The sequence below is a fragment of the Vreelandella subglaciescola genome (assembly GCF_900142895.1).
Taxonomy (GTDB): Bacteria; Pseudomonadota; Gammaproteobacteria; order Pseudomonadales; family Halomonadaceae; genus Vreelandella; species Vreelandella subglaciescola.
Window position 1 is genome coordinate 233,432 of sequence record NZ_LT670847.1, and the last position, 25,756, is coordinate 259,187.

The 25,756-nt window shown below is 58.3% G+C and carries 26 protein-coding genes, 1 tRNA gene and 1 pseudogene; 16 read left to right on the plus strand and 12 right to left on the minus strand.

Annotation, left to right across the window (positions count from 1 at the left end; genetic code table 11):
* The first annotated feature begins 60 nt into the window (after positions 1-60).
* Together B5495_RS00990 and B5495_RS00995 are read left to right on the plus strand one after the other, a co-directional pair.
* A complete protein-coding gene (locus B5495_RS00990; protein WP_079550240.1) occupies positions 61-1,479 on the plus strand; it encodes an IS1380 family transposase in 1,419 nt (472 codons plus the stop codon).
* A 263-nt stretch (positions 1,480-1,742) separates the two neighbouring features.
* Positions 1,743-2,111, plus strand: a complete 369-nt coding sequence (locus tag B5495_RS00995; protein WP_079550546.1) for a histone-like nucleoid-structuring protein, MvaT/MvaU family — start codon at positions 1,743-1,745, stop codon at positions 2,109-2,111.
* An 86-nt stretch (positions 2,112-2,197) separates the two neighbouring features.
* Here the strand turns inward: B5495_RS00995 and B5495_RS01000 are convergent, their stop codons facing one another.
* Positions 2,198-3,025, minus strand: a complete 828-nt coding sequence (locus tag B5495_RS01000; protein ID WP_079550548.1) for a helix-turn-helix transcriptional regulator — start codon at positions 3,023-3,025, stop codon at positions 2,198-2,200.
* Between the two features lie 404 nt (positions 3,026-3,429).
* Here B5495_RS01000 and B5495_RS01005 point away from each other — a divergent pair, with 404 nt between their 5' ends.
* Positions 3,430-3,762, plus strand: a complete 333-nt coding sequence (locus B5495_RS01005; RefSeq protein ID WP_079550550.1) for a hypothetical protein — start codon at positions 3,430-3,432, stop codon at positions 3,760-3,762.
* Between the two features lie 62 nt (positions 3,763-3,824).
* Here B5495_RS01005 and B5495_RS01010 read toward each other — a convergent pair whose 3' ends face one another.
* The 6 genes from B5495_RS01010 to pilB are packed head-to-tail and all read right to left on the minus strand — an operon-like array spanning position 3,825 to position 9,512.
* On the minus strand, positions 3,825-4,706 hold the full coding sequence (locus tag B5495_RS01010) for a DNA replication terminus site-binding protein (RefSeq protein ID WP_079550552.1): 882 nt from the start codon (positions 4,704-4,706) through the stop codon (positions 3,825-3,827).
* Between the two features lie 41 nt (positions 4,707-4,747).
* Entirely contained in the window at positions 4,748-4,996 is a 249-nt protein-coding gene (gene yacG / locus B5495_RS01015) for a DNA gyrase inhibitor YacG (protein ID WP_079550554.1), read from the minus strand.
* A 44-nt stretch (positions 4,997-5,040) separates the two neighbouring features.
* Positions 5,041-5,640, minus strand: coding sequence for a dephospho-CoA kinase (coaE, locus tag B5495_RS01020; RefSeq protein WP_079550556.1), 600 nt, complete (start codon positions 5,638-5,640; stop codon positions 5,041-5,043).
* 26 nt (positions 5,641-5,666) lie between these two features.
* Positions 5,667-6,509, minus strand: a complete 843-nt coding sequence (locus B5495_RS01025; protein ID WP_079550558.1) for a prepilin peptidase — start codon at positions 6,507-6,509, stop codon at positions 5,667-5,669.
* A gap of 9 nt (positions 6,510-6,518) precedes the next feature.
* Positions 6,519-7,751 (minus strand): type II secretion system F family protein, encoded by a 1,233-nt coding sequence (locus B5495_RS01030; RefSeq protein WP_079550560.1) that lies wholly within the window; start codon positions 7,749-7,751, stop codon positions 6,519-6,521.
* Between the two features lie 3 nt (positions 7,752-7,754).
* Positions 7,755-9,512, minus strand: a complete 1,758-nt coding sequence (gene pilB, locus B5495_RS01035) for a type IV-A pilus assembly ATPase PilB (protein ID WP_079550562.1) — start codon at positions 9,510-9,512, stop codon at positions 7,755-7,757.
* Between the two features lie 215 nt (positions 9,513-9,727).
* Here pilB and B5495_RS14990 point away from each other — a divergent pair, with 215 nt between their 5' ends.
* The 4 genes from B5495_RS14990 (at position 9,728) to B5495_RS01055 (ending at position 11,505) form a co-directional block, all read left to right on the plus strand.
* Complete coding sequence (locus B5495_RS14990; protein ID WP_079550563.1) at positions 9,728-10,222, plus strand: pilin; 495 nt, start codon at positions 9,728-9,730, stop codon at positions 10,220-10,222.
* Between the two features lie 78 nt (positions 10,223-10,300).
* Positions 10,301-10,816, plus strand: a complete 516-nt coding sequence (locus B5495_RS01045) for a pilin (RefSeq protein WP_079554841.1) — start codon at positions 10,301-10,303, stop codon at positions 10,814-10,816.
* A gap of 12 nt (positions 10,817-10,828) precedes the next feature.
* On the plus strand, positions 10,829-11,320 hold the full coding sequence (locus B5495_RS01050; protein WP_079550565.1) for a pilin: 492 nt from the start codon (positions 10,829-10,831) through the stop codon (positions 11,318-11,320).
* Positions 11,321-11,428: 108 nt separating this feature from the next.
* Positions 11,429-11,505, plus strand: a tRNA-Pro gene (locus tag B5495_RS01055).
* A gap of 82 nt (positions 11,506-11,587) precedes the next feature.
* Here the strand turns inward: B5495_RS01055 and B5495_RS01060 are convergent.
* A protein-coding gene (locus tag B5495_RS01060) for an IS5 family transposase (protein WP_422821999.1) occupies positions 11,588-12,339 on the minus strand; the annotation gives its coding sequence in 2 pieces (ribosomal slippage) (positions 11,588-12,013 and positions 12,016-12,339; 750 coding nt in all).
* A gap of 112 nt (positions 12,340-12,451) precedes the next feature.
* Here B5495_RS01060 and B5495_RS14865 point away from each other — a divergent pair.
* The 9 genes and pseudogenes from B5495_RS14865 to B5495_RS01100 all read left to right on the plus strand — a co-directional run bounded on the left by B5495_RS14865 (position 12,452) and on the right by B5495_RS01100 (position 20,428).
* Complete coding sequence (locus B5495_RS14865; RefSeq protein ID WP_154045158.1) at positions 12,452-12,772, plus strand: hypothetical protein; 321 nt, start codon at positions 12,452-12,454, stop codon at positions 12,770-12,772.
* Positions 12,773-12,791: 19 nt separating this feature from the next.
* Positions 12,792-13,358, plus strand: coding sequence for a PDDEXK nuclease domain-containing protein (locus B5495_RS01070; protein ID WP_079550569.1), 567 nt, complete (start codon positions 12,792-12,794; stop codon positions 13,356-13,358).
* 446 nt (positions 13,359-13,804) lie between these two features.
* A complete protein-coding gene (locus tag B5495_RS01075; protein ID WP_079550571.1) occupies positions 13,805-14,797 on the plus strand; it encodes an IS30 family transposase in 993 nt (330 codons plus the stop codon).
* A 92-nt stretch (positions 14,798-14,889) separates the two neighbouring features.
* Positions 14,890-15,279 carry an MbcA/ParS/Xre antitoxin family protein gene (locus B5495_RS01080; RefSeq protein WP_079550572.1) on the plus strand — a complete coding sequence of 130 codons (390 nt, stop codon included), beginning with the start codon at positions 14,890-14,892 and terminating at the stop codon, positions 15,277-15,279.
* A 50-nt stretch (positions 15,280-15,329) separates the two neighbouring features.
* Positions 15,330-15,458, plus strand: a pseudogene (locus B5495_RS14520) (IS630-like element ISHsp2 family transposase); the annotation flags it as partial.
* Positions 15,459-15,603: 145 nt separating this feature from the next.
* Positions 15,604-16,353, plus strand: a complete 750-nt coding sequence (locus tag B5495_RS01085) for an IS5 family transposase (RefSeq protein ID WP_079550575.1) — start codon at positions 15,604-15,606, stop codon at positions 16,351-16,353.
* Between the two features lie 229 nt (positions 16,354-16,582).
* Positions 16,583-17,176 (plus strand): sugar dehydrogenase complex small subunit, encoded by a 594-nt coding sequence (locus tag B5495_RS01090; RefSeq protein ID WP_172824503.1) that lies wholly within the window; start codon positions 16,583-16,585, stop codon positions 17,174-17,176.
* Between the two features lie 121 nt (positions 17,177-17,297).
* Positions 17,298-18,911: a GMC family oxidoreductase gene (locus B5495_RS01095; protein ID WP_079550578.1), complete on the plus strand. Its 1,614-nt coding sequence runs from the start codon at positions 17,298-17,300 to the stop codon at positions 18,909-18,911.
* 2 nt (positions 18,912-18,913) lie between these two features.
* Entirely contained in the window at positions 18,914-20,428 is a 1,515-nt protein-coding gene (locus tag B5495_RS01100) for a cytochrome c (RefSeq protein WP_172824504.1), read from the plus strand.
* A 164-nt stretch (positions 20,429-20,592) separates the two neighbouring features.
* Here the strand turns inward: B5495_RS01100 and B5495_RS01105 are convergent, their stop codons facing one another.
* The 4 genes from B5495_RS01105 to B5495_RS01120 form a co-directional block, all read right to left on the minus strand.
* The gene (locus tag B5495_RS01105) at positions 20,593-21,489 is read right to left on the minus strand and encodes a hypothetical protein (RefSeq protein ID WP_079550580.1); all 897 of its coding nucleotides are present in this window, start codon (positions 21,487-21,489) and stop codon (positions 20,593-20,595) included.
* A 48-nt stretch (positions 21,490-21,537) separates the two neighbouring features.
* Entirely contained in the window at positions 21,538-23,055 is a 1,518-nt protein-coding gene (locus B5495_RS01110; protein WP_079550581.1) for a molybdopterin-dependent oxidoreductase, read from the minus strand.
* A gap of 13 nt (positions 23,056-23,068) precedes the next feature.
* Positions 23,069-23,596 carry a hypothetical protein gene (locus B5495_RS01115; protein WP_079550582.1) on the minus strand — a complete coding sequence of 176 codons (528 nt, stop codon included), beginning with the start codon at positions 23,594-23,596 and terminating at the stop codon, positions 23,069-23,071.
* A 653-nt stretch (positions 23,597-24,249) separates the two neighbouring features.
* Positions 24,250-25,668: an IS1380 family transposase gene (locus B5495_RS01120; protein WP_079550256.1), complete on the minus strand. Its 1,419-nt coding sequence runs from the start codon at positions 25,666-25,668 to the stop codon at positions 24,250-24,252.
* Positions 25,669-25,756 lie beyond the last annotated feature (88 nt).

Sequence of the window (25,756 nt, forward strand, 5' to 3'; positions counted from 1 at the left end):
CTTATTCACCGGGCTGAGACAGAAAAGAAGATGGCGAGCAGTTTCTCTTGTAGAATCAATATGTTCCTAACCGAACTTGACTCAAGAGGACCACTCGCCATGGGTGAAAGCCTATCCCCCTGGACCCCGTCATGCAACGGGTCCATCCGCGTCGAGCTCAGCGGCCATCGCACCACCAGCGACAGCGGTGCTTTGCTGTTGCGTGAAGCCCTCGACAACAGCGGCATGATCGATGCGCTGGACGACCATCTGGTCGATCATCGCGACCCGGATCGCGTCCGCCACTCGTTAGCCAGCCAGCTGCGTACCCTGGTGCTGCAGCGTTCGATGGGCTGGATCGACCTCAGCGATACCGACACGCTCCGCCGTGACCCGCTCTGGCAGCTAGCCTGCAGTGATGCCCGCGGGACAACGCCGTTGGCTCAGGACCGGCCATCTCAAGCGACGCTGTCGCGGCTGCTGACGTGCCTGGGCCGCGACGACAATATCGATACCGTGCATGAGGGCCTGCTGCGGCTGGCGGTCTGGCGACTGACCTCGCTGGACGGCGGCGAACGCCCCGAGCATCTGACGCTGGACATCGACGGCTTGCCGATCGACGTCCACGGCCACCAGGGCGGTTCGGCGTTTCATGGACTTTACGGGGCCAGAATCTACTCGCCTTTGGTGGCCTCGCTGGCAGAGACCGGCGACATGGTGGGCGGTCTGCTGCGTGAAGGTAACGCCGGCCCAGCCGAGAATGCCGATACCTGGATCCCACATCTGGTGCGGCGACTCAACGAGAGCACCGGGGCCAAGGTCAAGGTACGCATCGACGCGGGTTTCACCGACAACGACACGCTTGAGGCGCTGGAAGATCGCGACATCGAGTATCTGGGCCGGTTGCGCAGTCATACGGGCCTGCAGACACTGGCAGCGCCACATCTGAAGCGGCCACGCGGCCGGCCCCCCGAGCAACCTCGGGAATGGTGCCATGACCTGGCGTACCAAGCCGGTACCTGGCCGGCGCCGCGGCGCGTGGTGCTGGTGGTACAAGAGCGGCCCGATGATCTGCTGCTGCATGCCTTCTTTTTGGTCACCAACCTCGGCAAGTTCAACTGGCCGCCGGAAAAGGTCCTGGCGCTTTATCGCAAGCGCGGCAGCGCCGAAGCCCACATGGGCGAGGTGAAGTCGGCGCTCGACCTGCATCTCTCCTCGACTGATCGCGGTGTCTCCACCGTCCAGGACGTCATGGCCCGCAACGAGGTAAACCTGCTGCTGACTCTCTGCGCTTATCAGGTGCTACACGGGCTGCGTTGCCTGTTGGAACGACAGACCCGGCAGGGCTGGAGCCTGAAGCGGATGCGCGAGCAGGTGCTTAAGGTGGCCGCCACGCTGACAGTGCACGCCCGGCGCATCACCGTGCACCTCGGCGATGCCGCCGATAAATGGTGGCCATCTTTACTGAAAGGGTTGCCGCGGCTGACGGCATTGACCTGACACGTCGCATTACTCAGCCTTTTCCAGCAGACAAAACGGCCACTATGGAGGCCGACGACCACGGCTGCGCCGACACTCGAAACCAATGAACTTCAGTTATAAACATCACGTCATTGATACGATAAAGCTATGCGCTAATCGGCTACGCAACGACCGTATGACATAAAAGTCGGTCGGTACCGGTCATCACGGGACGTAAAACGCTCGTTCGGCGTCCTGATGAATAAGGCGGGGTCCCCTGATCCACAGAAGGATTTTTTTCCATGTCTTTGATTAACGAATATATTCAGAAAGAGCAACAGCTCAAACAACTGCAGCAAGAACTGGCGCGTCTTGAAGACGACCAACGCTTGAAAAGCGAGCTTGAGTTCAAGGCGAAACTTGAAAGCCTGATGGCTGAGTTTGAAAAACGTCCGGCTGACGTTATCGCACTGCTGGATCCTAACCAGGGAAGTGGCAAGTCGGCTACCAGCACAACCGGCCGCCGTAAGCGCCGCTTGAAAATCTATAAAAACCCGCATACCGGCGATGTCATTGAAACACGTGGCGGTAATCATAAAGAGCTGCGCGGCTGGAAAAGTGAACACGGCGATGAAACCGTCGAATCCTGGCTGGTTCGCATGGAAGACTAAGCCGCGAGGTAAACTGCCGCTGCTACGACTGCCGCACTTTGCCGGCTCAGGCAGGGCGGCGCACGGGTCAAATCGGGTAGTGTCTGCTAGGGGCCGAGCGGAATACGCAGCTCCGGGTAACCTTCCAGCCACAGCACGTAAGGCGCCTTGCCGCTGATATGGTAAGGCACGGGTTGGCGTAGCAGGTCGCGCACAAGGCAGTCCACGGCATCGTCCAACTGGCTGATATCTTGCAGGCGGATAATGGCATAGTGCTGTGCCTCAACGTGTAAACGGCGATATGAGGCGGGTAGCGGCAAGCTGTCTGCTTCGCTTTGCGGAACCAGACACAGCCCGATGTCGGTACGTCGTGACGCGGTTGTCTCAGCGCATGCGCCGATGCGCTGAGACAGCAAATCCGGCAGCGCAATGCCCGGGGCTGCTTCGCTGTACCGGCTATCCATTCCCAGCAAGTCACTCGCGTGAAGGTCTGGTTGACCCAGCGGCCAAAGCGTATCGGGCGCCTGGTAGAGACGGCGCATGATGGCGTAGTGGCTACTCTTTTGTTCGATGCGTGTGACCATGTCACAGGGTGGCGGAAGTCGGTTCAGCGTTTGACGAACAGTGCTTCGATAGCAACGGGGCGTTTCGCCATAGGTGCGCTGAAAAGCACGCGAAAACGCGGAATGATTCTGATAGCCGCAGGCGACCCCGATGTGCGCTATATTTTTGCTACCCAGCGCAAGCAGTACGGCAGCGCGTTCAAGGCGCCGCCGATCGCGATATACACCCGGTGAGCTGCCAAAGTAGTGGCTGAACTGGCGCCTGATCTGCGACGTTGAATATCCCAGATGCGCGGCAAGGGCATCAATACCCAGCGGAGTGCTGAGTGAATCCTGTAGCCAGATTTCGGCGCGTGTCATCGCATTCAACATGAATTTGCCTCCCTTGCGTCTGTCGGGCAGGCGATTACATGCTTCGCCTGCATTGCACTATCCCGGTGCGTAGAGGTAAAACTGCCAAACGTGGTTGATACGCGCACGCAAGGTCGAGTCGATGGTCTGCTGGTCTGGGCGGCTGTAACGCTGCGGCATTGATATAAAATGGCAAAAACCCACGATAAATGTGCAAAAAAACGCTACATGCACTGCCTTTATGCGGGTTTTATAAGGGAAATGGCAAGTTTACTTTGCCCGTGTGCGCGTTTAAGCACAGTTTTCATAAGAAATTCGTTATGAACTATCTTGAGCCAGCGTTTTGCCGGGCGTTGCGGCCTTTGTAACGCGATGGCCGTCTTCAAAGCGACAGCATTTTTCCAACAGGTGTAAATGGAACATCAATGAAATATCGGAAAGCGGATAAACCGCATAACGAACGCGATAAGCTGCGCCAGTTCAAAGACCTGGACGATGCTTTTTCCAAAGCATTGCAGGCGCTGGATGATCCGAATAACAGCCTGGACATTCCTACCGGGCCGCCGGTGCGCTCGCTTGCAGCATTGGAGGAAGAAGACACCCAGGCGCAGGCAGAAGGGCGCCATCAGGAATTTACGCGTCGGATCGAGGCACTGCTCAATGAATATGGGATACCCCACGCAGAGCTTACGGAGCTGATTGAAACGCTGCTGGAACACGGGCTCTGGCAAGAACAGGCGCCCGCGCCGCGCACATAGTCCGTTTGATATCGTCCGTTTCACACAAGCCCTTCAGCGCAGCCCTTCCATGCAGGCGCCGCTTAGCGGTAGCGGTAGACTCGCAGGCTTGGCAGAAACGGTTCGCTCTCGAGCTTCTCATCGCGGCGTTTGGCGCGTGTGCGCTTTTCGGGAGGTGTGAGCGGCGGCAGGTTGGTGTGCGGCAGGCGGCCATCTTCACTGGGCATGAAAATCGGCATGGCAACGTTTAACGCGCGCCGCGTGTGGCCGTCTTCAAGAGGTTCGGTAAAAAACAGGTTGGCACGCATCAGCGGTGCTTGGGGTTGCACCTGTGCCAAGGGCTCGGCACTGGGAATGCCGGCCAGCTTGCGCAGTTGGATGCGCACGTGCGCGGCCTCGCTATCCAGCGCGAGCAATTTTTTTTCCACCTCCTGTACGCTTAGCCGCTTGATCGAGCGCCCGCTGCTGTACCAGGCAAAACGTACGCGGGATACCGGCGCTTCGGCCACTGGCAGATGGCGCCAGCACTGCTTCAAATGCAGGCGGGCAAGGCCGTTACGTTCGAGCACCGCTTCAACCTGCGGGTGACGTCCTGGCAGCCGCGAGCGGCTCTCGCTGAGCAAGGCCGGCGCCTGCTGCTTGATCGCCTGCAGGCATTCGCTAAAGGCGCTTTTGGCCGCGTTAGCCTTAAGCACGGCTTGCATCAGCTCGTCATCTGCGGCAATGAGCCCAACATAGTTGCGCGTTTCGCGTCCGTCCTGGCCCTGCTGATGCCACATGTCAAACAGCGCCGTGTTCAGCCAGTCAGCATCCGCGCTGGTGCCATCCAGCGTCCAGGCGCTGGCGGAGCCCTCGGCAAACCGGGCGGTTACCTGGGTAAGCGCGGTCAGCACATCGTCAAAGCAGTTATCCAGACGGTGAAGTAGCTGATAGTCAAGTTGTTGGGCGTCTGGCGGGCTGGGCATGGTGGCTCCTGATCAAGATAGCGGCTCAAGACGGTAGTGGTTCAAGATAGCGGAGCGTCGCGGTCGGCCTCGCGCAGCATGGCGTCGATATCGGCTTCGTCCATGGCGGATTCGCCGCCGATACGGTGTGATTCATCGGCCCAGGCGCCCAGGTCCAGCAGCTGACAGCGACGACTGCAAAAAGGTCGGTAGGCGTTTTCTGACGACCAGACAACGCGGGTGCGGCACTGGGGGCAGGGGAGCTCGCTGGGGGCACGCGGGGCGCTATCGTTGGGGTTGGCGGGGGGCATAAAGGCTCCTTGCTGGCTGAGTTCGGGTGACAACGCGCAGCGCGTTAGGGGGCAAGCGCACGGTAGCGCGCATCAAGGGCGCTGACCTGTTGACGCATGAACGCCGCGTCCCCGCTATTATCGATGACATCGCAGCCGTGGGAAAGGCGCTTTTCACGCGATAGCTGCGCGGCCAGAATCGCGTTGACCTGATCGCGGCTGACGTTATCGCGTGCAAGCGTGCGCTCGCGCTGTAGCGCTTCGGGAAGATCCACCACCAGGCAGCGCTCAACCAGCGCGTCCTGTCCACTTTCAAACAGCAACGGCGAGACCAGCAGCACGTACGCGGCGGGCGTGGCCTGCAGGCGTTCAAGGTGGGTCAACAGGCGTTCGCGGACGCGCGGGTGGGTCACGCTTTCCAGCCATTCGCGCTCGGTCGGCGTAGCAAAGATAATCTCACGCAGCGCCGCACGATTAAGCGTGCCGTCCTGCTGGAGCACGGCCTTGCCGTAGCGGCGGCTGATCGCCTCAAGCGCCGGTTCGCCGGGGGCGACAATCTCCCGGGCGACGTCATCGGCGTCTACCCAGGCCGCTCCCAGCGCGGCAAACGCGCGGGCGACGGTGGATTTTCCCGAGCCGATGCCGCCGGTCAAACCGATAATCATGGTGACTCTCCGGTGGGTTGAGACGGTCAGATAACCAGCGCCAAGTAGGCGGCCATCAGCTCATCGCCAACGAGCAGTGCCGCCCAGCCCGCCATGGCCAGGAACGGGCCAAAGGGCATGGGCATGCCTCGACGTGCCGGGTTGGCCTGAAGAGCCAGCCCGACCATGGCACCAAACCCGGCCGAAAGCACCAGCATCAGCGGTAAAAAACTCCAGCCCAGCCAAGCGCCGAGTGCGGCCAGCAGTTTAAAGTCGCCGTAGCCCATACCCTCCTTGCCGGTAATCAGTTTGAACAGCCAATAAAAGCCCCAGAGCACCAGATATCCCGCCATGGCGCCGATGACCGCGGAGGGCAGCATTAGCGGCTGGAACAACAGCTGATATAAAAGGCCTGCCCACAGCAGCGGTAGCGTAATAATGTCGGGCAACAGCTGGGTGCGAAAATCAATCACCGCCAGCGCCAGCAGCATAAGGCATGCCGCGAGGATAAAGCCTGATTCCCAGCCAAGGCCGAACAGGGCAAAGACGGTAATGCTTAATATACCGCCGGCAAGTTCGATCAGCGGATACTGCACACTAATACGAGTATGACAGTCTGCGCAGCGGCCACGTCGCTTTAACCAGCCAATAAGAGGAATATTATCGTGCCAGCGAATAGGAGCTTCACAGACTGGACACAGTGATTGGGGAACGGCCAGGTTAAAGCGCGACTGCGATTCGACGGGCAGCTCAAGCGCGGTGCGCGCTTCAGTGCGCCACTCGCGCATCAGCATCACCGGCAAGCGGGTAATGACCACGTTGAGAAAGCTGCCCAGGCAGAGCCCCAGCAAGAGCACAAATAGCCAGACAGAAAGTAAAAGCGGTGACATGAGGATCCTTTATAGCGCCGTACCCAGATTGATGATGGGAAGATACATGGAAACCACCACGCCGCCAACGAGCACACCCAGCACTACAATGATGACCGGCTCCATTAGCGAGGTCAGCGCATCAACCTTGTTATCGACTTCTTCTTCGTAGTAGTCCGCTACGCGATTGAGCATGGCATCTAGCGCGCCGGACTCTTCGCCAATGCTGATCATCTGCACGACAAGAGAAGGAAACTGATTGGTCATGCGCATGGAGAAATGCAGCGGTTGGCCGGTTGCCACATCCTGGCGCGCCTGCATGACAGCGCGTTGATACACCTTGTTGCCCGTAGCGCCGGAACAGGTTTGAAGCGCCTCAACGAGCGGTACACCCGCGGCAAAGGTGGTGGCGAGCGTGCGGGAAAAACGCGCTACGGCGGACTTTTTTAAAATATCGCCCACGATGGGCAAGCGCAGCAGCAAAAAATGCAGGCGGTAGGCCAGCTTTGGCGAACGACGGGCGGCCCGGCGTAACAAAAAGATGCCGGCGGCAAGCCCACCAACCGCGTGCAGCCAGTAGGCCTGCGCTAGCTCCGAAAGGTGCAGGGTCATCCGGGTCATGGCCGGCAGTTCGGCACCAAAGCTATGAAACATGTCTTCAAACTGCGGCACTACCTTAATCAGCAGCAGCATGGTGATTCCCATGCCTATGGACATGACGGCGGCAGGGTACCACATGGCTTTTTTGACGCGCCCCTTGAGCATTTCCACCTTTTCCTTGTAGGTGGCAATGCGTTCCAGCATCTGATCGAGCGCGCCGGCCTGCTCGCCGGCCTCGACGAGGTTGATGAATAGCTGATCGAAATGCCTGGGGTGGCGGCGCAGCGCATCGGAAAAGCTGGCCCCGGCCGACACCTCGTTGATCATTTGCTGAATCAACAGCACCATCACCGGCTTTTCAATGCTTTCCGTCACGATATGCAACGCTTGAAGCAGCGGTACGCCGGCACGAATCATGGTGGCCATCTGACGTGCAAAAACGGCGATATCCTGCGCCTTGATCCGCCCACGGCCATGCAGGCTGCTTGTTTTACGCACGCGCCGGATAATGATGTCGTGGCGTTTAAGCTCGGTGCCGACTTCCGTTTTGCTGCGGCTGACCATCTCACCGCTGAGTTTGCGACCGCTTGTGCTCTTGCCGCTCCATTTGAACCGGTACAGCTGAATGGCCGGCGTGCGGCGCTTGCGATGTGATTGCGCCATGCTTTATTCCCTGGTGACCCGGTTGACTTCCTCAAGGCTGGTGACGCCCTGCATCACTTTTATCAGGCCGCTATGGTGCAGGTTGGCGTAGCCCTCTTCGCGTGCGAGCCGGTCAATATCCAGCGCGTGCGCTTCGTGCATGATGAGCTGGCGCATCGCTTCGGTCACGGGAACCACTTCGTAAATGCCGATACGCCCTTTATATCCCTGGGTACACTGTTTGCAGCCCACAGGCTGATAGATGGTCGAGCGCGTAATATCCGCATCGTTGAACCCTTCGCGGCGGAGCGCCTGATCCGGAATATCAGCCGGTTCCTTGCAGTGCTTGCACAGCACCCTGACCAGCCGCTGGGCGATGATCAGACTGACGGCACTGGCTATATTGAACGGCGAGACGCCCATGTTGGAAAGACGCGTGAGCGTTTCTGCCGCCGAGTTGGTATGTACCGTGGATAGCACCAGGTGACCCGTTTGTGCGGCTTTAATAGAAATTTCAGCTGTTTCCAGGTCACGAATTTCGCCGACCATCACTACGTCGGGGTCCTGGCGTAAAAATGCGCGCAGGGCGCTGGCAAAATCCAGCCCAATCCGGGGTAGCACGTTGACCTGATTGACCCCCGGCACTTTGATTTCCACCGGGTCTTCAGCGGTGCAAATGTTGCGCTCAATCTGGTTGAGTATATTAATGCCGGTATACAGAGACACGGTTTTACCACTGCCGGTCGGCCCCGTGACCAGGATCATGCCCTGGGGCTGGGCCAGTGCCTGCTCGTAAAACGTGCGCTGATCATCCGTAAAGCCCAGCTGGTCAATACCCATTTGAGCAGCGCTTGGATCCAGCAGACGTAATACGATTTTCTCACCGTATACCGTGGGTAGAGAGTTAACGCGAAAATCCAGCGACCGGGTACGTGAAAGCCTGAGTTTCAGCGCGCCATCCTGTGGCAGGCGGCGTTCGGAAATATCCAGCCGTGCCATGATTTTCAAGCGGGCGGCGATGCGATTGCGCATGGCAAACGGCGGGCGGGCAATCTCGGTCAGCATGCCGTCAACGCGAAAGCGAATGCGGTACTGGGTTTCGTAAGGCTCAAAGTGGATGTCGGAAGCACCCCGACGAATTGCATCGAGTAATATTTTGTTAACAAATTTGACGACCGGTGCATCGTCGCTTTCCCGAGGCGTTTCGTCCAGGGGAACTTCTTCGCCTTCAGCACCCTGCACCACGCCAAGTGAGGAGACCGCGTCGTCAACGCTGTCGAGCTCTTCAAGCATGCTGCGCTCGTTCTGCGCCAGATAATGGTTCAGGGCGTTTTCCAGCTTGTCAATCGGGGCCAGCACGCCCTCAACGCTTAATCCGGTCGCAAACTGCAGCTCGTCCAGCTGCGTTAACGTGGCCGGGTAGGGGACGGCCACTGTCAGGCGGTGGTTGTGTCGCGCCAGCGGCAACACGCCGAGATTTCTCAGCACCTTGACCGGATAGTTCTCGGCCGGCGGCAGTGCGCTGATACGCACCGCGTCAAGGTCAATCACGGGCAGCCCATACTCCCAGGCCGCGGCGACCGTTGCCTCCGCAGGGTCAACCAGGCCGCACTCCACCACGTGGCGCAGCAGCGGAATTTCCTGCTCCTCGGCGGCGGCCTCGGCTGTGGCGATCTGAGCCTGGGTCAACAGGCCGTGGTTGACCAGGCGTTCGGCAATACCGCGTAGCCCGCCGCGCGCTGCTGCGTGACTCAGCGTTGACTCAAAAGAAGATTGGCTCATGCGCTACTCGTTGGTGGCTGTTCGCTGTGCGCCTTACTTGTACCACACTTGAGGCATGAGCGGCATCAGCCCACACCCGGCTGCGCGCTAACTGATTTACGTCAGTAAAAATGCGCGGCATAGTTGAAAAGGCTTAAGTCGTAAGGTATTGTAACAAAATGAAGCCTGTCCATCCGGCAGCCCTGTCGGGTATCTTCTCTCAAGGAGCAGAATCGATGCACAACACGAAAACGCGCGCAGTACGCCCGCTCAAGCAAGCCGGTTTTACCCTGATTGAGCTGATGATCGTCGTGGCGATTATCGGCGTTCTCGCCTCCATCGCGATTCCGCAGTACCAGAATTACACCGCCCGCGCCCAGGCCAGCGAAGCGCTGTCGATCACCGCGGGTGTGCGTACCGACATTGCCGAGCAGTACTCGCTCAAAGGTGAAATGCCAGTAAAAGCGGATCTCGGATTAACTGACGACGATGGTAACTTGGAGGCAATGTCTGGTCGCTATGTCGACACAGTCAGCTATGCTGACTCTGCTATTTCAGTAACGTTTAAAGAAGATTCTGCTATTGGGACAAAGGTCATGAACATCGCGCCGGTAGATCCGGTAGATAATAACGGCGTTAGCCCCGGCAACGGCTGGACCTGCGCTTGGAATGATACTGATACTAATGAAAGCTGGCTGCCTTCCGGCTGCAAGGAAGCATCTTCTACTTAATCAGAAGTAGGGCGAATAACAGCCACGGATAGATAAAAGGGGCCTTCGGGCCCCTTTTTTATAACAGGAGAAAAAGAAATGAAGGGATTTCAGCGCGGCTTTACGTTGATCGAGCTGATGATTGTGGTGGCGATTATCGGGGTGCTGGCCTCCATCGCGGTGCCGCAATACCAGAACTACACCGCCCGGGCGCAGGTGGCGGAAGGGATCAGCCTGACAGTGCCCCTGAAAGCGGCGCTTGCCGAGTTTGTCGCCCTGAAAGGGCGGATGCCAACAGATGCAGAGCTGAAGGAAGAGTTTAAGGACCTGACCGATGGCATGAGCGGTAAATATATTGCAGGGGTTGAACCGCACGGCGTTTTTGATAGTTCGTACATGGGCAATAGTAACCCGCGCAGCCTGTTCCGGCTGTATTTCAAGAATGAAGGCGTTAACCCTGATCTCCAGGGTAAAGCAATGATCATGTTTGGCCGCTTTGCGGGAGACGGCAACAGCTCCGGTTCCATTGAGTGGCTGTGCCAGTCTGCCTCGGCCAGTGATGCTTCCATTCCCGATAAATACTTTCCCAGCTCCTGCCGTACCGCGAAAGAATAAAAGGCCGCTAACATGACTGTAACGAAAAACCGTGGTTTTACCCTGATCGAGCTGATGATTGTAGTGGCAATTATTGGGGTGCTGGCCTCTATCGCGATTCCGCAGTACCAGAATTATACTGCGCGGGCGCAGGTGTCTGAAGCACTGAGCGTCTTGATTGGCGTTAAGGCGAGGCTGGCGGAGGAATACGCGTTTGAGGGCACTTTCGACAATATATCGGAGGACGAAAAGGAAAAAATAGAAGGTCTTGTCACCAATACGCGCTATGTGAACGGCGAAGGCATCGAGATATTTCCCAGTGGCGATAACATTGCCATCGGTATAGCGATGCGTGATGACCAAGATGCGTCAGTTGCCAAAGAAGTGCGCGGTACACGGCTGCGTATCGAAATGTATGCCGCCGGCGGCGCGGTCAAGTGGAAATGCATGCCTGCCAAACAAAAGCCAATGGACAAAAAATACCTGCCAGGTAGCTGCCGCGCTGAAGTGAACGATGATTTTTAGCGATGACCTAACCGGCTGAAAAGAAAGCACAAAAAAGGCTTTTCATTAGCGGCGAAAAGCGCTATTATACGCTCCGTCTTAAGGCGCTTTAATGGCCAAAGGCTAAATCGGAGCGTGGCGCAGCTTGGTAGCGCGTTGCAATGGGGTTGCAAAGGTCGCAGGTTCGAATCCTGTCGCTCCGACCAAGAATATAAGTAAAAACGGCCACTTAGCTAACATGCTAGGTGGCCGTTTTTCGTTGTGTTTGGCTCTAGGGGGCGTTAACAATTAGGCCAGCCATATAACCGCTGACACGAGACAGAGTAGTGACTGGTAGTTTCTTGCCAGTCGCTCATAGCGTGTAGCCAATCGCCTGAACTGCTTGATTTTCTGAAAGAACCTCTCTACCAGATTGCGATCTTTGTAGCAGTGCCAGTCTACTTCGATGTGCGCCAAGCGATTCTTTTTCGGAGGAATCACCGGCTCTGCACCCACGGCCTGAATAAGGTCCCGCAAAGCAGTGGAATCGTATCCCTTGTCGCCCAGCACCGCTTGCGGGGAAAAACCGTCTAGTAACGCGGGAGCGGCACCATACTCCGATGCCTGGCCCGGTGTAAGAACCAACCGTACCGGGTTACCCAGCGCATCGACCGCGGCATGGATCTTGGTGCTCAAGCCCCCTCGAGACGTGCCCATGGCTTCCGCGTTCTGAGCGGTTTTTTTGCCGCTCCCTGTTGATGGACCCTGACAATACTGCCATCGATCATCAGCTGTTCCAGGTCGGGATCATCGGCTAGCGTGTCGAAAATCTGCTGCCATACCCCCTTCTTACACCAGCGGTTATAGCGCATATAGGCAGTATGCCAACGACCAAAGGCGTCGGGTAGATCGCGCCAAGGAGCGCCTGTCCGGGCAATCCAGAGAATGGCTTCTACGAATAGCCGATTGTCCTTGGCTGTCACCCCGCGGTCCGAGGCCTTGCCGTGAAGGAGGGGCTCAATTCGACGCCATTGATCATCACGCAGGAGTAGCCGAGCCATAGTCTATCCTCAAATCTTTCCATGCTAAATCAGTTCAACGCTCATCATCAATTGTTAACGCCCCCTAGGTGACAAATAGGTGGCAAGCGTCCGAAGGTGATGCGAGGCCTGTATGGTGCAGCTCCTTCATGTCGTACCGGGTGAGCCGCTGGCCGCTCCGCACGGGGAGGGGCTGGACCAAGTTAACTTGCCGGGGCTGCGCCGGCCGACGTATCTGCAGCCAGGCGATATTCGTTTCATGGCCAAATGGCTGCGCCACGACGCGGCGCTGGTGGGGCGGGTGCCGCCGAATACGGCATGGATAACCACAAGCTGGAGTGGGGCGATACCATCCGCAACCCCTTGCTGCTGGATGCCAGCGGCGGCCTACGGCAAACAGCAGATGCAGCGCCTTTCCGGCGAGCTGACCGACGCCCTTCGGCAAGGGCTTTGACGTCACCAACCTGCGCAATATGCGTCAGTTTTACGAGGCGTTTCCAAAACGCGAGACAGTGTCTCTCGAATTGAGCTGGTCGCATTATATTCGCCTGGCACGTATCGAACAGGAGGCCGCGCGGCATTGGTATCAGCAGGAAGCGATCCAGCAGGGGTGGAGCGTCCGTGCACTGGAGCGCCAGATCAGCACGCTATATTACGAACGCCTGCTCAGCAGCCAAGACCGCGACGCCGTGGAGCACGAGGCCGAGCAAAACACCGCGCCGCTGGCCCAACCCAACGCCAGAGACGATGCCAAAAACTATTTGCGCGACCCCTACGTGCTGGACTTTCTCAACCTGCCGGCGGGGAGCTACCTTGAGGCCGATCTTGAGCGTGCCCTGATCGATAATCTTCAGGATTTCCTGCTGGAGCTGGGCAAGGGCTTCGCCTTTGTCGGGCGCCAGCAACGCATCCGCACCGAGGATCAGGATTTCTACGTTGACCTGGTGTTCTACCATTTCAAGCTCAAGTGCTTTCTGCTGGTGGATCTCAAGCTGGGCAGGCTTACCGAGAGACGCTTTACGAACCATTTTGTATTTTAACTCAGGATCATCGTATAACGTACTGACAGATAAAAAACGCTATGTCATAAAAATCAGTCGGTTGAGATAATACCTATTCGCAGACACTTGAATAGTTGTGAAAAAGGTTGCTATTCCCGTTTTTTTGGAGAGTTATAACCTATTATTTGAGGATGACTATCCAATTGGGGGTGTAGCAATGCGTGCTCCCGTCGTGTTATTGACAGCCAGCATCATCTTCCCCTGAATGGCCTTGGCAGGGGATCGTTTATATGCATATCAAGAGGGTAACGTTCGTTCGGAGATGTTATTAGTAGCGCCCTGCCAAGGAGGGGGCTATGTGAAAAAGCAAAAAAGGCGAGAAACCTGAATTCATAGAATAACCGCAGCACTTTGGATCACAGGGTAGAGGCAGGAGGGCCAGCGCCGGTACCCTCCCTGCTTTACCGACCAAAGTGAAGCAGAGCATGGCATATCGACAGCTGACCCAAGCACAACGATACCAGATTCACGCCTTCAGGAGCATCCACATGAGCCAGCGAAAGATCGCTCGTCGGCTCGGCGTGAACAGCAGCACCATCAGTCGTGAACTGCGGCGTAATACCACCGCTACCGGCTATGAACCCGACACGGCGCATCGCCTCGGTGACCGTCGGCGTCGGGCCGCCTGGAAATGGACAAAGCGGCTTCCCAGCCTGATGACGGCGGTGGTCGGGCGCCTTCGGGAAGAGTGGAGTCCGGAGCAGATCAGCGGCTTCATGGCGCCACTGGCGGGTGTTGGCGTCAGCCATCAATGGATCTATTCCTTGATCTGGGACGACAAGGCGCGCGGAGGCGACTTGTGGCGGCATCTACGCCAACCCAAGCGACGCAGCCGGTGCCGTGTGCAGGCCAAAAGTGCCGGGCTTGGCAAAATCCCCCACCGCGTGGGCATCGAGCATCGCCCAAATGAGGTCGATAACCGACTCACCATTGGCCATTGGGAGGGCGACACCGTTCTCAAAGGACATAAGCAATCAGGCCTGGTGACGCTGGTGGAGCGCCGCAGTGGCTACTTGCTGGCAGCGCGCCTGCCCCAGATAACGGCAGGCTTGACGGCGGCAGCCATGAACCGGCTGCTCAAGCCACGTCGCGGCGTAGTAAAGAGCATTACGCTGGATAACGGGTCGGAATTTGCCCATCACGAAGCGGTTGCCAAGGCCGTGAGCGCCTCCGTTTACTTCTGTAATGCCTACTGCTCGGGGCAGCGTGGCACCAACGAAAACACCAACGGTTTGATTCGGCAGTATTTTCCGAAGGGGACTGACTTCCAGAAAGTCACGGATGGCGAGGTACGACGCGTGGTCAATAAGCTGAATGACCGGCCGAGAAAGCGTCTCGGTTATCGCACTCCGGCACAGGTGTTTCTGGGCGAATACTCAGGCGCACTCAATACCGCAGGTGCTGCACTTATTGCTTGAATTCAGGATCTGTCATCGTGGCGATACGTGCATCGAAGCGGTCTGGATCTGACAGGTGGGTTAGCGCCGTAAAACAGGATGGGGAGGAGCGCATGCATAAAGAACAGGACATTGAGATTAACTGCACCCGTGCCGGCCCCATGTTGATGAAGCTATTTCGGCACTGGCAAATATCCACTGGCGAACAGCTCAGTTTACTGGGACTGCCCCAGGACGATCGAGCAGCCCTGGCCAAGTATCGCAACGGGCAGCCCATTGCCGACGACAGAGACAAAATGGAACGAGTAGGAATGCTCTTGGGTATTCATAAATCTCTTCGCTTGCTGTTCCCACATAACCGCGAGCTGGCCTATGGATGGATGACCCAGCCGAATCTGGCATTTCAGGGCGCAACCCCTGTAGAGCTCATCGGCGAGCAAGGTATGGCAGGGCTATCTATGGTGCAGGCTTATCTGGATGTTCAGAAAGCAGGCAGTGTGTAGCGATATGCCTCAAACAAAGCGCGTAAGGCACCGCGTTGCGATTCATGTCTGTTTACCGACCCGCTTACTCGCCAGAAATTAGCTTGATCGAGATCTTTTGGCGGCAGGTCAAATACGACTGGCTGCCCCTGGAAGCATATTTATCGTTTGATTGGCTTCGCCGACGTAATCATCTTTGATAAGCTAAGATGCTGAGGAGGCTAACTAACCCTTAGTCGGGCTGGCGGTGTTAGGGCGTGTTGACGTTTCATGGCAGGGGTATTGGCAGGATAGGGGCAAGCTCGCAGAATAAAGGTTCCTACGCCAACAAACTGCAAGCCTGCCATGCCCCGACAAATGCTCACGGATGAACACTGGTCGAAGCTGAAACCTATCCTGCTTCAACAAGGTATTTATGACAAGGCTGACTTGCGTACCACGGTGGAAGGCATCCTGTATCGGATGCGCACCGGCTGCCCGTGGCGGGATCTACCGGAGACGTTTGGCCCCTGGAATACGGTCTACAAGCGTTTTAACGCCTGGTCAGCGAGTGGAAAGCTGATGAGGATTTTCAACACGCTGGTGGAAGATCCTGATGTCGAGTGGCTGTTCATTGATGGCTCCTACGTCAAGGCTCATCAGGACAGCACAGGGGCTGCCACGGAAGACGCAGAAGCCATCGGCAAAAGTCGTGCAGGCAATACCAGCAAGATCCACTTGACCGTGGATGCTTATGGGTTACCGATTGCCTTCAGGATAACCGGGGGTGAGGTGCACGACAGCACGGAAGCCCAGGCATTGATTGACGACTTGCCAGCAGGTGATGCGCTGGTGGCTGACAAGGGCTATGACAGTGAACGTATCCGTGAGCAGATCGAGGCCAAAGGCATGGCGGCGGTGATTCCACGCAGGCGTAACTCGAAAAAAGGAAATGCCAATCTGGACAGGGGGTTATATCGCTACCGGCATCTGGTTGAGAATGCCTTTGCTCGACTGAAACCGTATCGCGCCATTGCGACGCGCTACGATAAGCTCAAGCGAAACTACGAAAGCATGGTGGCCTTGGCGTGCTGTTTGTTGTGGCTCCCAATGTGAAACGTCAACAGGCCCTAGCTCTTAAAGAGAAAGTAAGCGGCTTGGGACAAGTATCGATGTGCCGTTCCCGATGAGATGAGAACCCTCTTTCTTCAGGGAGAAGGGTAGTCAAACCTTGGACTACTGTTGGGATGCGGTTGTTACCCTTCCTGTCTTGTTACTGTTTCCGCGGCTGCCTAAGCGCATGCCGTGTGTTAATTATTGTGCATTTATTGCTCGGGAGAGCCACATGTCCACACGCGAAGGTATCGCTGGGTACAACGATCAGACATCAGAAAGTGCCCGTATCAGCAGTCCGGCGCGTCGTCGGGTGCTCAAGCTGGGGGTCGCGGGTCTGGGCGTGGTGGCACTTTCAAGCCTGTCACTCTCGGCATTGGCGGCGAGCAATAAGTCAGAAAACGTCTCATCAGATCATCATGATGACTCCACGTTCGCCGCTTTTATGACGCTGTCGGCGTGGCTCCTGAGCGACAAGGCCTTGGGCGAGCGCCTGGGGCAGCGGCTTTTCGAGGCGCTGGAACGCATCCCGGCGGATAACGTACCGGGCATGGAGCGCTTACCGGCCTTGAAGCAGAAGCTGTTGTCACTGGGTGAGACGCGCGACCACCTGACGGAAGATGACCTCGACGCGTCCGAGATGCAGCTGGTGCGTCGACTGCTACAGGCCTGGATGCTGGGAACGGTGGGTAATGCCATCGATGACCCGGCGGCCGAGGTGATCGCCTATGAGCATGCGGCCATGTATGCCGGCCCGCGTGACGTGCAGGTCGTGCGCACCTATTGCCCAAATCAGCCCGGATTCTGGGCCGAACGTCCTGCGTAGGCACGCTATACCGTCAGTTCTGCGCTGATGCTCGCTATTATACTTTTGCTGATCGCTTGACCCGTGTTCTATCCGGTTCAGGCTCACGCCCTATAAAGAAGTCCTCTGAGGAGAAATCTGAATGGCTGCGGAATCCCATTCGCACGATGCCGATGTCATTGTTGTCGGCTCTGGTGTTGCTGGCGCCCTGATTGCTCACCGGCTTGCCGAGGCAGGCAAATCGGTGATCATGCTTGAGGCTGGCCCGCGCATGCAGCGCTGGCAGATTGTGGAGCGCTTTCGCAATCAGGCCGACAAGATGGACTTCATGGGCCCGTATCCGGCCAGCAAAGCCGCACCGCACCCGATGCTGTACGGCGATAATGCCGGCTATCTGGTACAGAAGGGCGAGCAGGCCTATGACGCCCAGTACATCCGCGCGGTAGGGGGCACCACATGGCACTGGGCGGCGGCCGCCTGGCGGTTTTTACCCCACGATTTCCGCCTGCACAGCGAGTATGGCGTGGGGCGGGATTGGCCGATCTCCTACGATGATCTGGAAGGCTATTACGTCCGTGCCGAAGAGGCGCTGGGCGTATGGGGCCCGAATGATATCGATCTTGGCAGCCCGCGTAGTGCGGACTATCCAATGTCGCCGTTGCCGCTGTCGTGGAATGAGCGGCGTATTAGCGAGCGGATCAATCCGCACGGCTTTGACATGGTCACCGAGCCGGTAGCGCGCAACAGCCGGCCCTACGATGGCCGTCCGACCTGCTGCGGTAACAACAACTGCATGCCGATTTGTCCGATTGGCGCAATGTACTCCGGCATCATCCATGTCGAGAAGGCCGAGCGCGCGGGGGTGAAGCTGATCGATAATGCCGTGGTGCATCATCTGGAAAGCGGCGCCGACGGCAGCATTCGCGAGGTGCGCTATCTGGATCCTGAGGGTGAAGAGCATCGCCTGAGCGCACGCCGTGTGGTGTTGGCGGCCAACGGCATCGAGACGCCCAAGCTGCTGCAGATGTCGGTGAACGGCCATACGCCAAATGGGGTGGGCAACCAGAATGATATGGTTGGCCGTCACCTGATGGACCATCCGGGTACCGGCGTCAGCTTTTTGGCGGATGAAGCGCTCTGGGCGGGCCGTGGCCCACAGGAGATGACGTCGGTTATCACTTGGCGCGACGGCGATTTTCGCCGTGAGCATGCGGCCAAAAAACTGCACCTGTCGAATACCGCGCGCACCCAGCAGATGACCACCGAGGTGCTGTCCGAAACGCCTTTACGGCTGGGCGCCGACCTGCAGGCGCAGATCGACCATCGCGCCAGCCGCTTTGTGCAATTCGATAGCTTTCACGAGCTGTTGCCGGAGCCGAGCAACCGCATCACGCCCTCGAAAAAACGCGATGCGCTGGGCCTGCCGCGACCCGAATTCCGCTATGCGATAGATGATTACGTCAAACGCAGCGCCGTGCATACGCGCGAACAATATGCCCGTATCGCTAAGCTGATGGGGGGCACGGACATCGAGTTTCGTGACGAATACTCCAACAACCAGCATATCTGCGGCACAACCCTGATGGGGGATGACCCGAAGACGTCCGTAGTGGACCGCGATTGCCGCGTGCACGGCCATGACAATCTGTTTGTCGCCAGCTCCGGCTGCATGCCAACCGTTGGCTCGGTGAATTGCACCCTGACCCTCGCGGCCTTGTCGCTGCGTATCGCCGATCGGCTAGAACAGGAAATATGAGCATGAAGCAGCCAGATCGTAATGCCGTGAATGCTGAAAACCTTGCCAAGAAGCGCCCGCTAATTCGCTCGGCGTCTCATCGTCTGGGAAGCGCCATGCGTCTCGTCGCATTTGCCGGCGTGAGTACGCTGCTGCTCAGCGGCTGTGGCAATGATGCGGACGAGCACGACCAACAGGTGGAGGCTGACAAGGCCGCCACCAGTGACCCGACGCTGGTCAAGCAAGGCCTGTATATGGCCCGGGCCAGCGATTGTGCTGCCTGTCATACCACCGAAGGCGGCGAGAACTATGCGGGCGGTCTGGCGTTCGAGACACCGGTAGGCGAGATATTTTCGACCAATATCACGCCGGACGCCGAGCACGGCATCGGGGATTACACCCTTGATGACTACACCCGCGCATTGCGCGAAGGTAAAACGACCGATGGCCATCTGTATCCGGCCATGCCGTTTCCATCCTTCGCCCGGCTGACCGATGACGATATCGAGGCGCTCTACGCGTGGAACATGCACGAGGTGGCGCCCGATAGCACCCCGAACCGTGCAAGCGAGATTCCGTTCCCGCTCAACATGCGCTGGCCGATGTGGCTGTGGGAAAAGAGTTTCTCGTCGCTGGAACCATGGCAGGACGACGCGGAGCAGAGCGCCGAGTGGAATCGGGGGGCGTATCTGGTGCAGGGCCCCGGCCACTGCAGTAGCTGCCACACCGAGCGTGGTCTGGCCCTCCAGGAGAAGGCGCAGACTCAAGACGAAGACGGCTATCTGGGCGGTGCGATGATCGACGGCTGGCGCGCCTTCAATCTGACACCGGACGTAAAAGATGGTCTGGGCAGCTGGAGCGAGCAGGATATTGTCACCTATCTCTCGACCGGCAACCTGCAGGGAAAGGCGCAGGCGGGCGGGCCGATGGCGGATGTCATCACCCACTCCACGCGTCATATGAGCGATGACGACCTGAACGCCATGGCGGTGTATCTGACGTCGCTGCCGGCGCTGAACGGCGAGGGCGAGGCGGGTGACGCCGTCAATGACGACGACCGCGACGCCGAAAACCCGACCGCCACGCGTTTCAATCAGGGCGCACCGGCGGATGATGTGCTGGCGCTGCGGGGCCAGCCGCTAGATACGCGCTCAGATGACGAGAATCGTGTTGGCCAGCTAACCGACGCAACGGCTGGCGATCGCCTGTACCTCGGCCACTGCGCTGCGTGTCACGGCGCCAACGGTGGCGGCACACCGAATGGCGACTATCCGTCATTGTTCCACAACAGCGTTACCGGCAGCGTCTATGCGGATAACCTTGCGCAGGTCATCCTCAATGGCGTCGAGCGTGAGGGCAACGAGCATAGCGTGTTCATGCCGGCATTCGAGCGCCGCTTAACGGACGACGAGTTGATCAACCTGATGGATTATCTGGAGAATCGTTTCGGTAGAGATCAGCAAAAAACGTCGCTGGAAGCGCCCAATAGCCGTCGCCAGCAGCTGAACGATAAGCTCACGGACTGGCACGACGAGTAAAGCCAAACGCCAGCATCGTTCGGTCATCAGGGGCAGCCACGGGAACGTGGCTGCCCCTGATGCGCTTGGGAAGGGCCGCAGAACGGGGCTATGATTTTACTCAGCATTGGTGTCCATTAATTGTAGTGGCCAAAAATACTTGACCACTACACTACTCGCTGGCGCTAGGTTGCAGCCCTTGATCCGGTGAGCGGCTGTGGGTTGCGGACCCGATGGCGGCGGAAAAATTTTCCACGCTCCGCTTTCTCCGCTTGCTGAAGCGCAGTCTCGGCCACCTTTGCAGGCGAGGCCAGGCCGAGCTCCTGCAGCACGGCCTCCGCGCGGGCTGCCCGCGCCTCGAAGGCGTGCAACGCCGCCAGGGTTTTCTCATCGAGGCGCCCTTGAGACTCAAAGTACTTCAGTCGCGGGTAGCGCCCTGCCAGCGCGACACCCCAATTAAGCGCAGGATCCCACCATGAATTGATGTCGCGATCCTTGCCCGTCGCGTGGTGCTCCAGCACGTCATTAAGTGCCCCGTCCAACAACTTCAGGTCGAAGTCGGTGCCTGGCACCGGGTCAGGTACAGCGTTAGGTGCCGGGCCATCGGGCGCCGCACCATAGGCGTCAACGCCCGTTCGCGAGGGCCCGGTACGAGTATCGCGATAGCGTGCGAGCGTCATCATATCGCTCGCCAGCACCGGTTCGTTGACGGGCAGGCGGGTGGCCTCGGGATCCCCCATCAGCTGGCCCCAGGACATACGAATGAAGGTGTGCTGGTCTTCCATTCCGGGACGGGTGCAGCGCAGCCCGATGGCATACGCCTCCAAGGGTTCCTGCAGGAACTGAAACCCGCTGTAGCGCGCCCAGCGGACCATCAGAAACTCATGTGCCGCGCCGCCGGGCAGATGGAAATCAACCTCTTGCAGGTAGTCCAGCACGATCTGAACCTGTTCATCCGACAACTCGATGTCTTCGTGAAGGGGGTACATCCCTTCAAAGGTGTTGCGCACCGGTCTGGGTCGCGCGGCCATGTCAGCATCGAGCTCGGCCTGGGTACGTGGGCGTGTTTTTTGCAGAGTCATGGTGCTGTTTCCTCTTGTTCTCGCGGCCTGTCAGATTCTCGCGAACGGTCAGATCAACTGGTTGCGGTCAAAGAAGTCCGTGTCCTCGAAGTAGCCACCGCGGCCCTCAAGAATAATATCGTAACGGTTAACCACCTCAATACGTTCCAGCCACTTCAGGCTGCGAAACCCGGTCGACGTTTCCAGACGCAGCCGCACCGGGGCCCCATTTTTGGCCGGAATCTCGCCTTCGTCGTTAAGCTCGAAGGCAATCAGCGTCTGGGGCATCCGCGCCTCCACCATGGGGGTGGATTCGTAGTAGGTTCCCCCCTCGTACAGGGCGTCATCGCGGCCCATGTTCTGGAAGCTTGTGTAGACGACGTCCGTCGCGCCGGGCAAGGGCTCCACCATGTCCAAAAGGTCTGACACGGTAATGCCGCGCCACCGCCCAATCGAGGTGAAGCCCTGTACACAGTGGTGCAGCGTCGTCTGGGAGTGGCCGGCGGCAAGCTCGCGAAGCTGCGCAACCGTCAGCGTCATCGGGCGCTCCACGTAGCCACCGATCTCGAGCACATAGTCGTCCTCGTAGCCGTTGGCCATAAGCGCCAGGTATTCGTCCGTTTCCGGTGGCCGCCCGCTGCCACGGAAGTGGTGGGTGGTGTTATCAAGCCCCACATCCTTGCCCGTGATATTCGAGCGATCGTAGTGCATGCGCGCGGGCAGCCGGTACAGCAGATTGGACCACGGCCGCACAATCGTGTTGTGCAGCCTCTCAACGGCACGGCCGTCCGCCAACGACCACCGCGTGGCGACCACGTGCAGGGTGACCACAAGGGCGAGGCCGATGGTGAAAATAGCGCCGCCCACCACGGGATCGTTGGAGTGCCCCAGCACCATCTTGGATGTCTCGTGCAGGTAGCCGTGAAGAAAAACCAACGGCACGTGTATAGCGAAGAATGCCAGATACCCCACAAGGCAAAAAAAGTGGACGCTACGGATCACCTGGCGGCCACCCAGCGCACGGGTAATAAAAGAGCAAGAGTTGGCGATGGCTGGAGACTGAAAGGCACCCGTGATAATCACCAGCGGCGTCAGTATCAGTATCACAAACCCGTAGGACAGCTGCTGCAGGGCATTGAACACAGCCCCGTCAGCGACGTGGGGCATGGTAAAGGCGAGATAGGCCAGCATGTCCTGACCCGCCTGGGCAAACGTGTCCCAGCTGGTGGGCACGTAGCGCCGCCACTGGCCGGTCGCCAGCAGCAACACGAAGTAAATGAACCAGCAGGTAACAAATCCCGTTACCGTCATGAAGTGCCAATACCGCCCAAGCCCCAGCAGGCCACGCCCGGGGAGAGCAACGCGCGGGGAGTAGTCGTTGTACTCATCGCCCACCGTGTAGTACTTGTGCTTCGGTTCCTCCCGAATCGTAAACTGAGCCCAGGATGAGCCGGGCACGCTGTGCTGCGAGCGGTAAAGCTTGGGGTAGGAACCCAGAATCTCGAGGCCCGAGCGCACGAGAAATGAAATAAAGATGATATTGAGGAAGTGCTCCACACGAAGCCACCACGGAAATCCGAGATCCATTGCGAAACCCTTGTCAGTCCATGAAATATTGATTGTCGGGAGCGGCGACGATCATCCCGTAGCGCAGCGCCGCAAAAAGCACGAGGTAGCTGAGAGACGCAAAAAGCGTCAGATTCCAAATCGCAGCGGAAACGACACTGGCCCCATTCCAGATATACGGCGCATCACCCACGAGGCCGCCAATGTAGATCAGCAGGGAAGACAGAGCGATCATCAATCCCCACTTCCAGATTCGGGCTGAGGTCATCAAACCAACGGCGACGAACACGGCGGCAGCCCCGAAGACACTCCACAAAACTGGAGTCGCGAAGGGAAAGGGTTCTTGGTTCGATAGCGCGACAGCCGCCGACGCAGCACCGATGACAGCCACCATTGCAACGAGAAGCAGCCGGGTGGTCCGCGGGAGATTGATGCGGATGTAGCGCAACAACGGAGCACGCTTTTTACCCGGTTTGATGTGTTCAAGGACTGGCTGGGTCGCGTTTTTGCTGCCACGAAAGTTCACACTGGCACGCAGAGCTGGAGAGTTTTCGTCTTCCATTACTATGTACTGCCTCCATCGAAGATCATTAATCGCCGGCCGGTGTTCAGCACCGCTGCCAACGCTACAACACCTGAATGCTTAGAATCCTGAATTCATAGAATAACCGCAGCACTTTGGACCACTGCGTAGAGGCAGGAAGGCCAGCGCCGGTCCCTTTCTGCCTTGCCGATCAAGGTGAAGCAGAACATGGCATATCGACAGCTGATCCAAGCATAACGATACCAGATTCACGCCTTCATAAGCATCCACATGAGCCAGCCCAGTACTGGCAAAACGTATTACCAACGCTTGCGGTCCTGCTGCCATTTTATTTGATGTAAATCAAATATGGCTTATGCACGAAAGGAATATCATTGTAGCTTCTACTCATCCTGCCGATAGGGATGTCGGGCACTTTCCATGGCATACACGCCTGACCCCGCCTTATTCATCAGGACGCCGAACGAGCGTTTTACGTCCCGTGGTGACCGGGACCGACCGGCTTTTATGTCATACGGTCGCTGAGTAGCCGATTAGCACATAGCTTTATCGTATCAATGCCGTGATATTTATAACTGAAGTTCATTGGTTTCGAGTGACGGCGCAGCCGTGGTCGTCGGCCTCCATAGTGGCCGTTTTGTCTGCTGGAAAAGGCTGAGTAATGCGACGTGTCAGGTCAATGCCGTCAGCCGCGGCAACCCCTTCAGTAAGGATGGCCACCATTTGTCGGCGGCATCGCCGAGGTGCACGGTGATACGCCGGGCGTGCACTGTCAGCGTGGCGGCCACCTTGAGCACCTGCTCGCGCATCCGCTTCAGGCTCCAGCCCTGCCGGGTCTGTCGTTCCAACAGGCAACGCAGCCCGTGTAGCACCTGATAAGCGCAGAGAGTCAGCAGCAGGTTTACCTCGTTGCGGGCCATGACGTCCTGGACGGTGGAGACACCGCGATCAGTCGAGGAGAGATGCATATCGAGCGACGACTTCACCTCGCCCATGTGGGCTTCGGCGCTGCCGCGCTTGCGATAAAGCGCCAGGACCTTTTCCGGCGGCCAGTCGAACTTGCCGAGATTGGTGACCAAAAAGAAGGCATGCAGCAGCAGATCATCGGGCCGCTCTTGTACCACCAGCACCACGCGCCGCGGCGCCGGCCAGGTACCGGCTTGGTACGCCAGGTCATGGCACCATTCCCGAGGTTGCTCGGGGGGCCGGCCGCGTGGCCGCTTCAGATGTGGCGCTGCCAGTGTCTGCAGGCCCGTATGACTGCGCAACCGGCCCAGATACTCGATGTCGCGATCTTCCAGCGCCTCAAGCGTGTCGTTGTCGGTGAAGCCGGCGTCGATGCGCACCTTGACCTTGGCCCCGGTGCTCTCGTTGAGTCGCCGCACCAGATGTGGGATCCAGGTATCGGCATTCTCGGCTGGGCCGGCGTTACCTTCACGCAGCAGGCCGCCCACCATGTCGCCGGTCTCTGCCAGCGAGGCCACCAAAGGCGAGTAGATTCTGGCCCCGTAAAGTCCATGAAACGCCGAACCGCCCTGGTGGCCGTGAACGTCGATCGGCAAGCCGTCGATGTCCAGCGTCAGATGCTCGGGGCGTTCGCCGCCGTTCAGCGAGGTCAGTCGCCAGACCGCCAGCCGCAGCAGGCCCTCATGCACGGTATCGATATTGTCGTCGCGGCCCAGGCACGTCAGCAGCCGCGACAGCGTCGCTTGAGATGGCCGGTCCTGAGCCAACGGCGTTGTCCCGCGGGCATCACTGCAGGCTAGCTGCCAGAGCGGGTCACGGCGAAGCGTATCGGTATCGCTGAGGTCGATCCAGCCCATCGAACGCTGCAGCACCAGGGTACGCAGCTGGCTGGCTAACGAGTGGCGGACGCGATCCGGGTCGCGGTGATCGACCAGATGGTCGTCCAGCGCATCGATCATGCCGCTGTTGTCGAGGGCTTCACGCAACAGCAAAGCACCGCTGTCGCTGGTGGTGCGATGGCCGCTGAGCTCGACGCGGATGGACCCGTTGCATGACGGGGTCCAGGGGGATAAGCTTTCACCCATGGCGAGTGGTCCTCTTGAATTGTGTTCGTTCAGGAACATCTTGATTCTACAAGAGAAACTGCTCGCCATCTTCTTTTCTGTCTCAGCCCGGTGAATTAGGCGGGCTGACGCTACTTCGAGAGACACT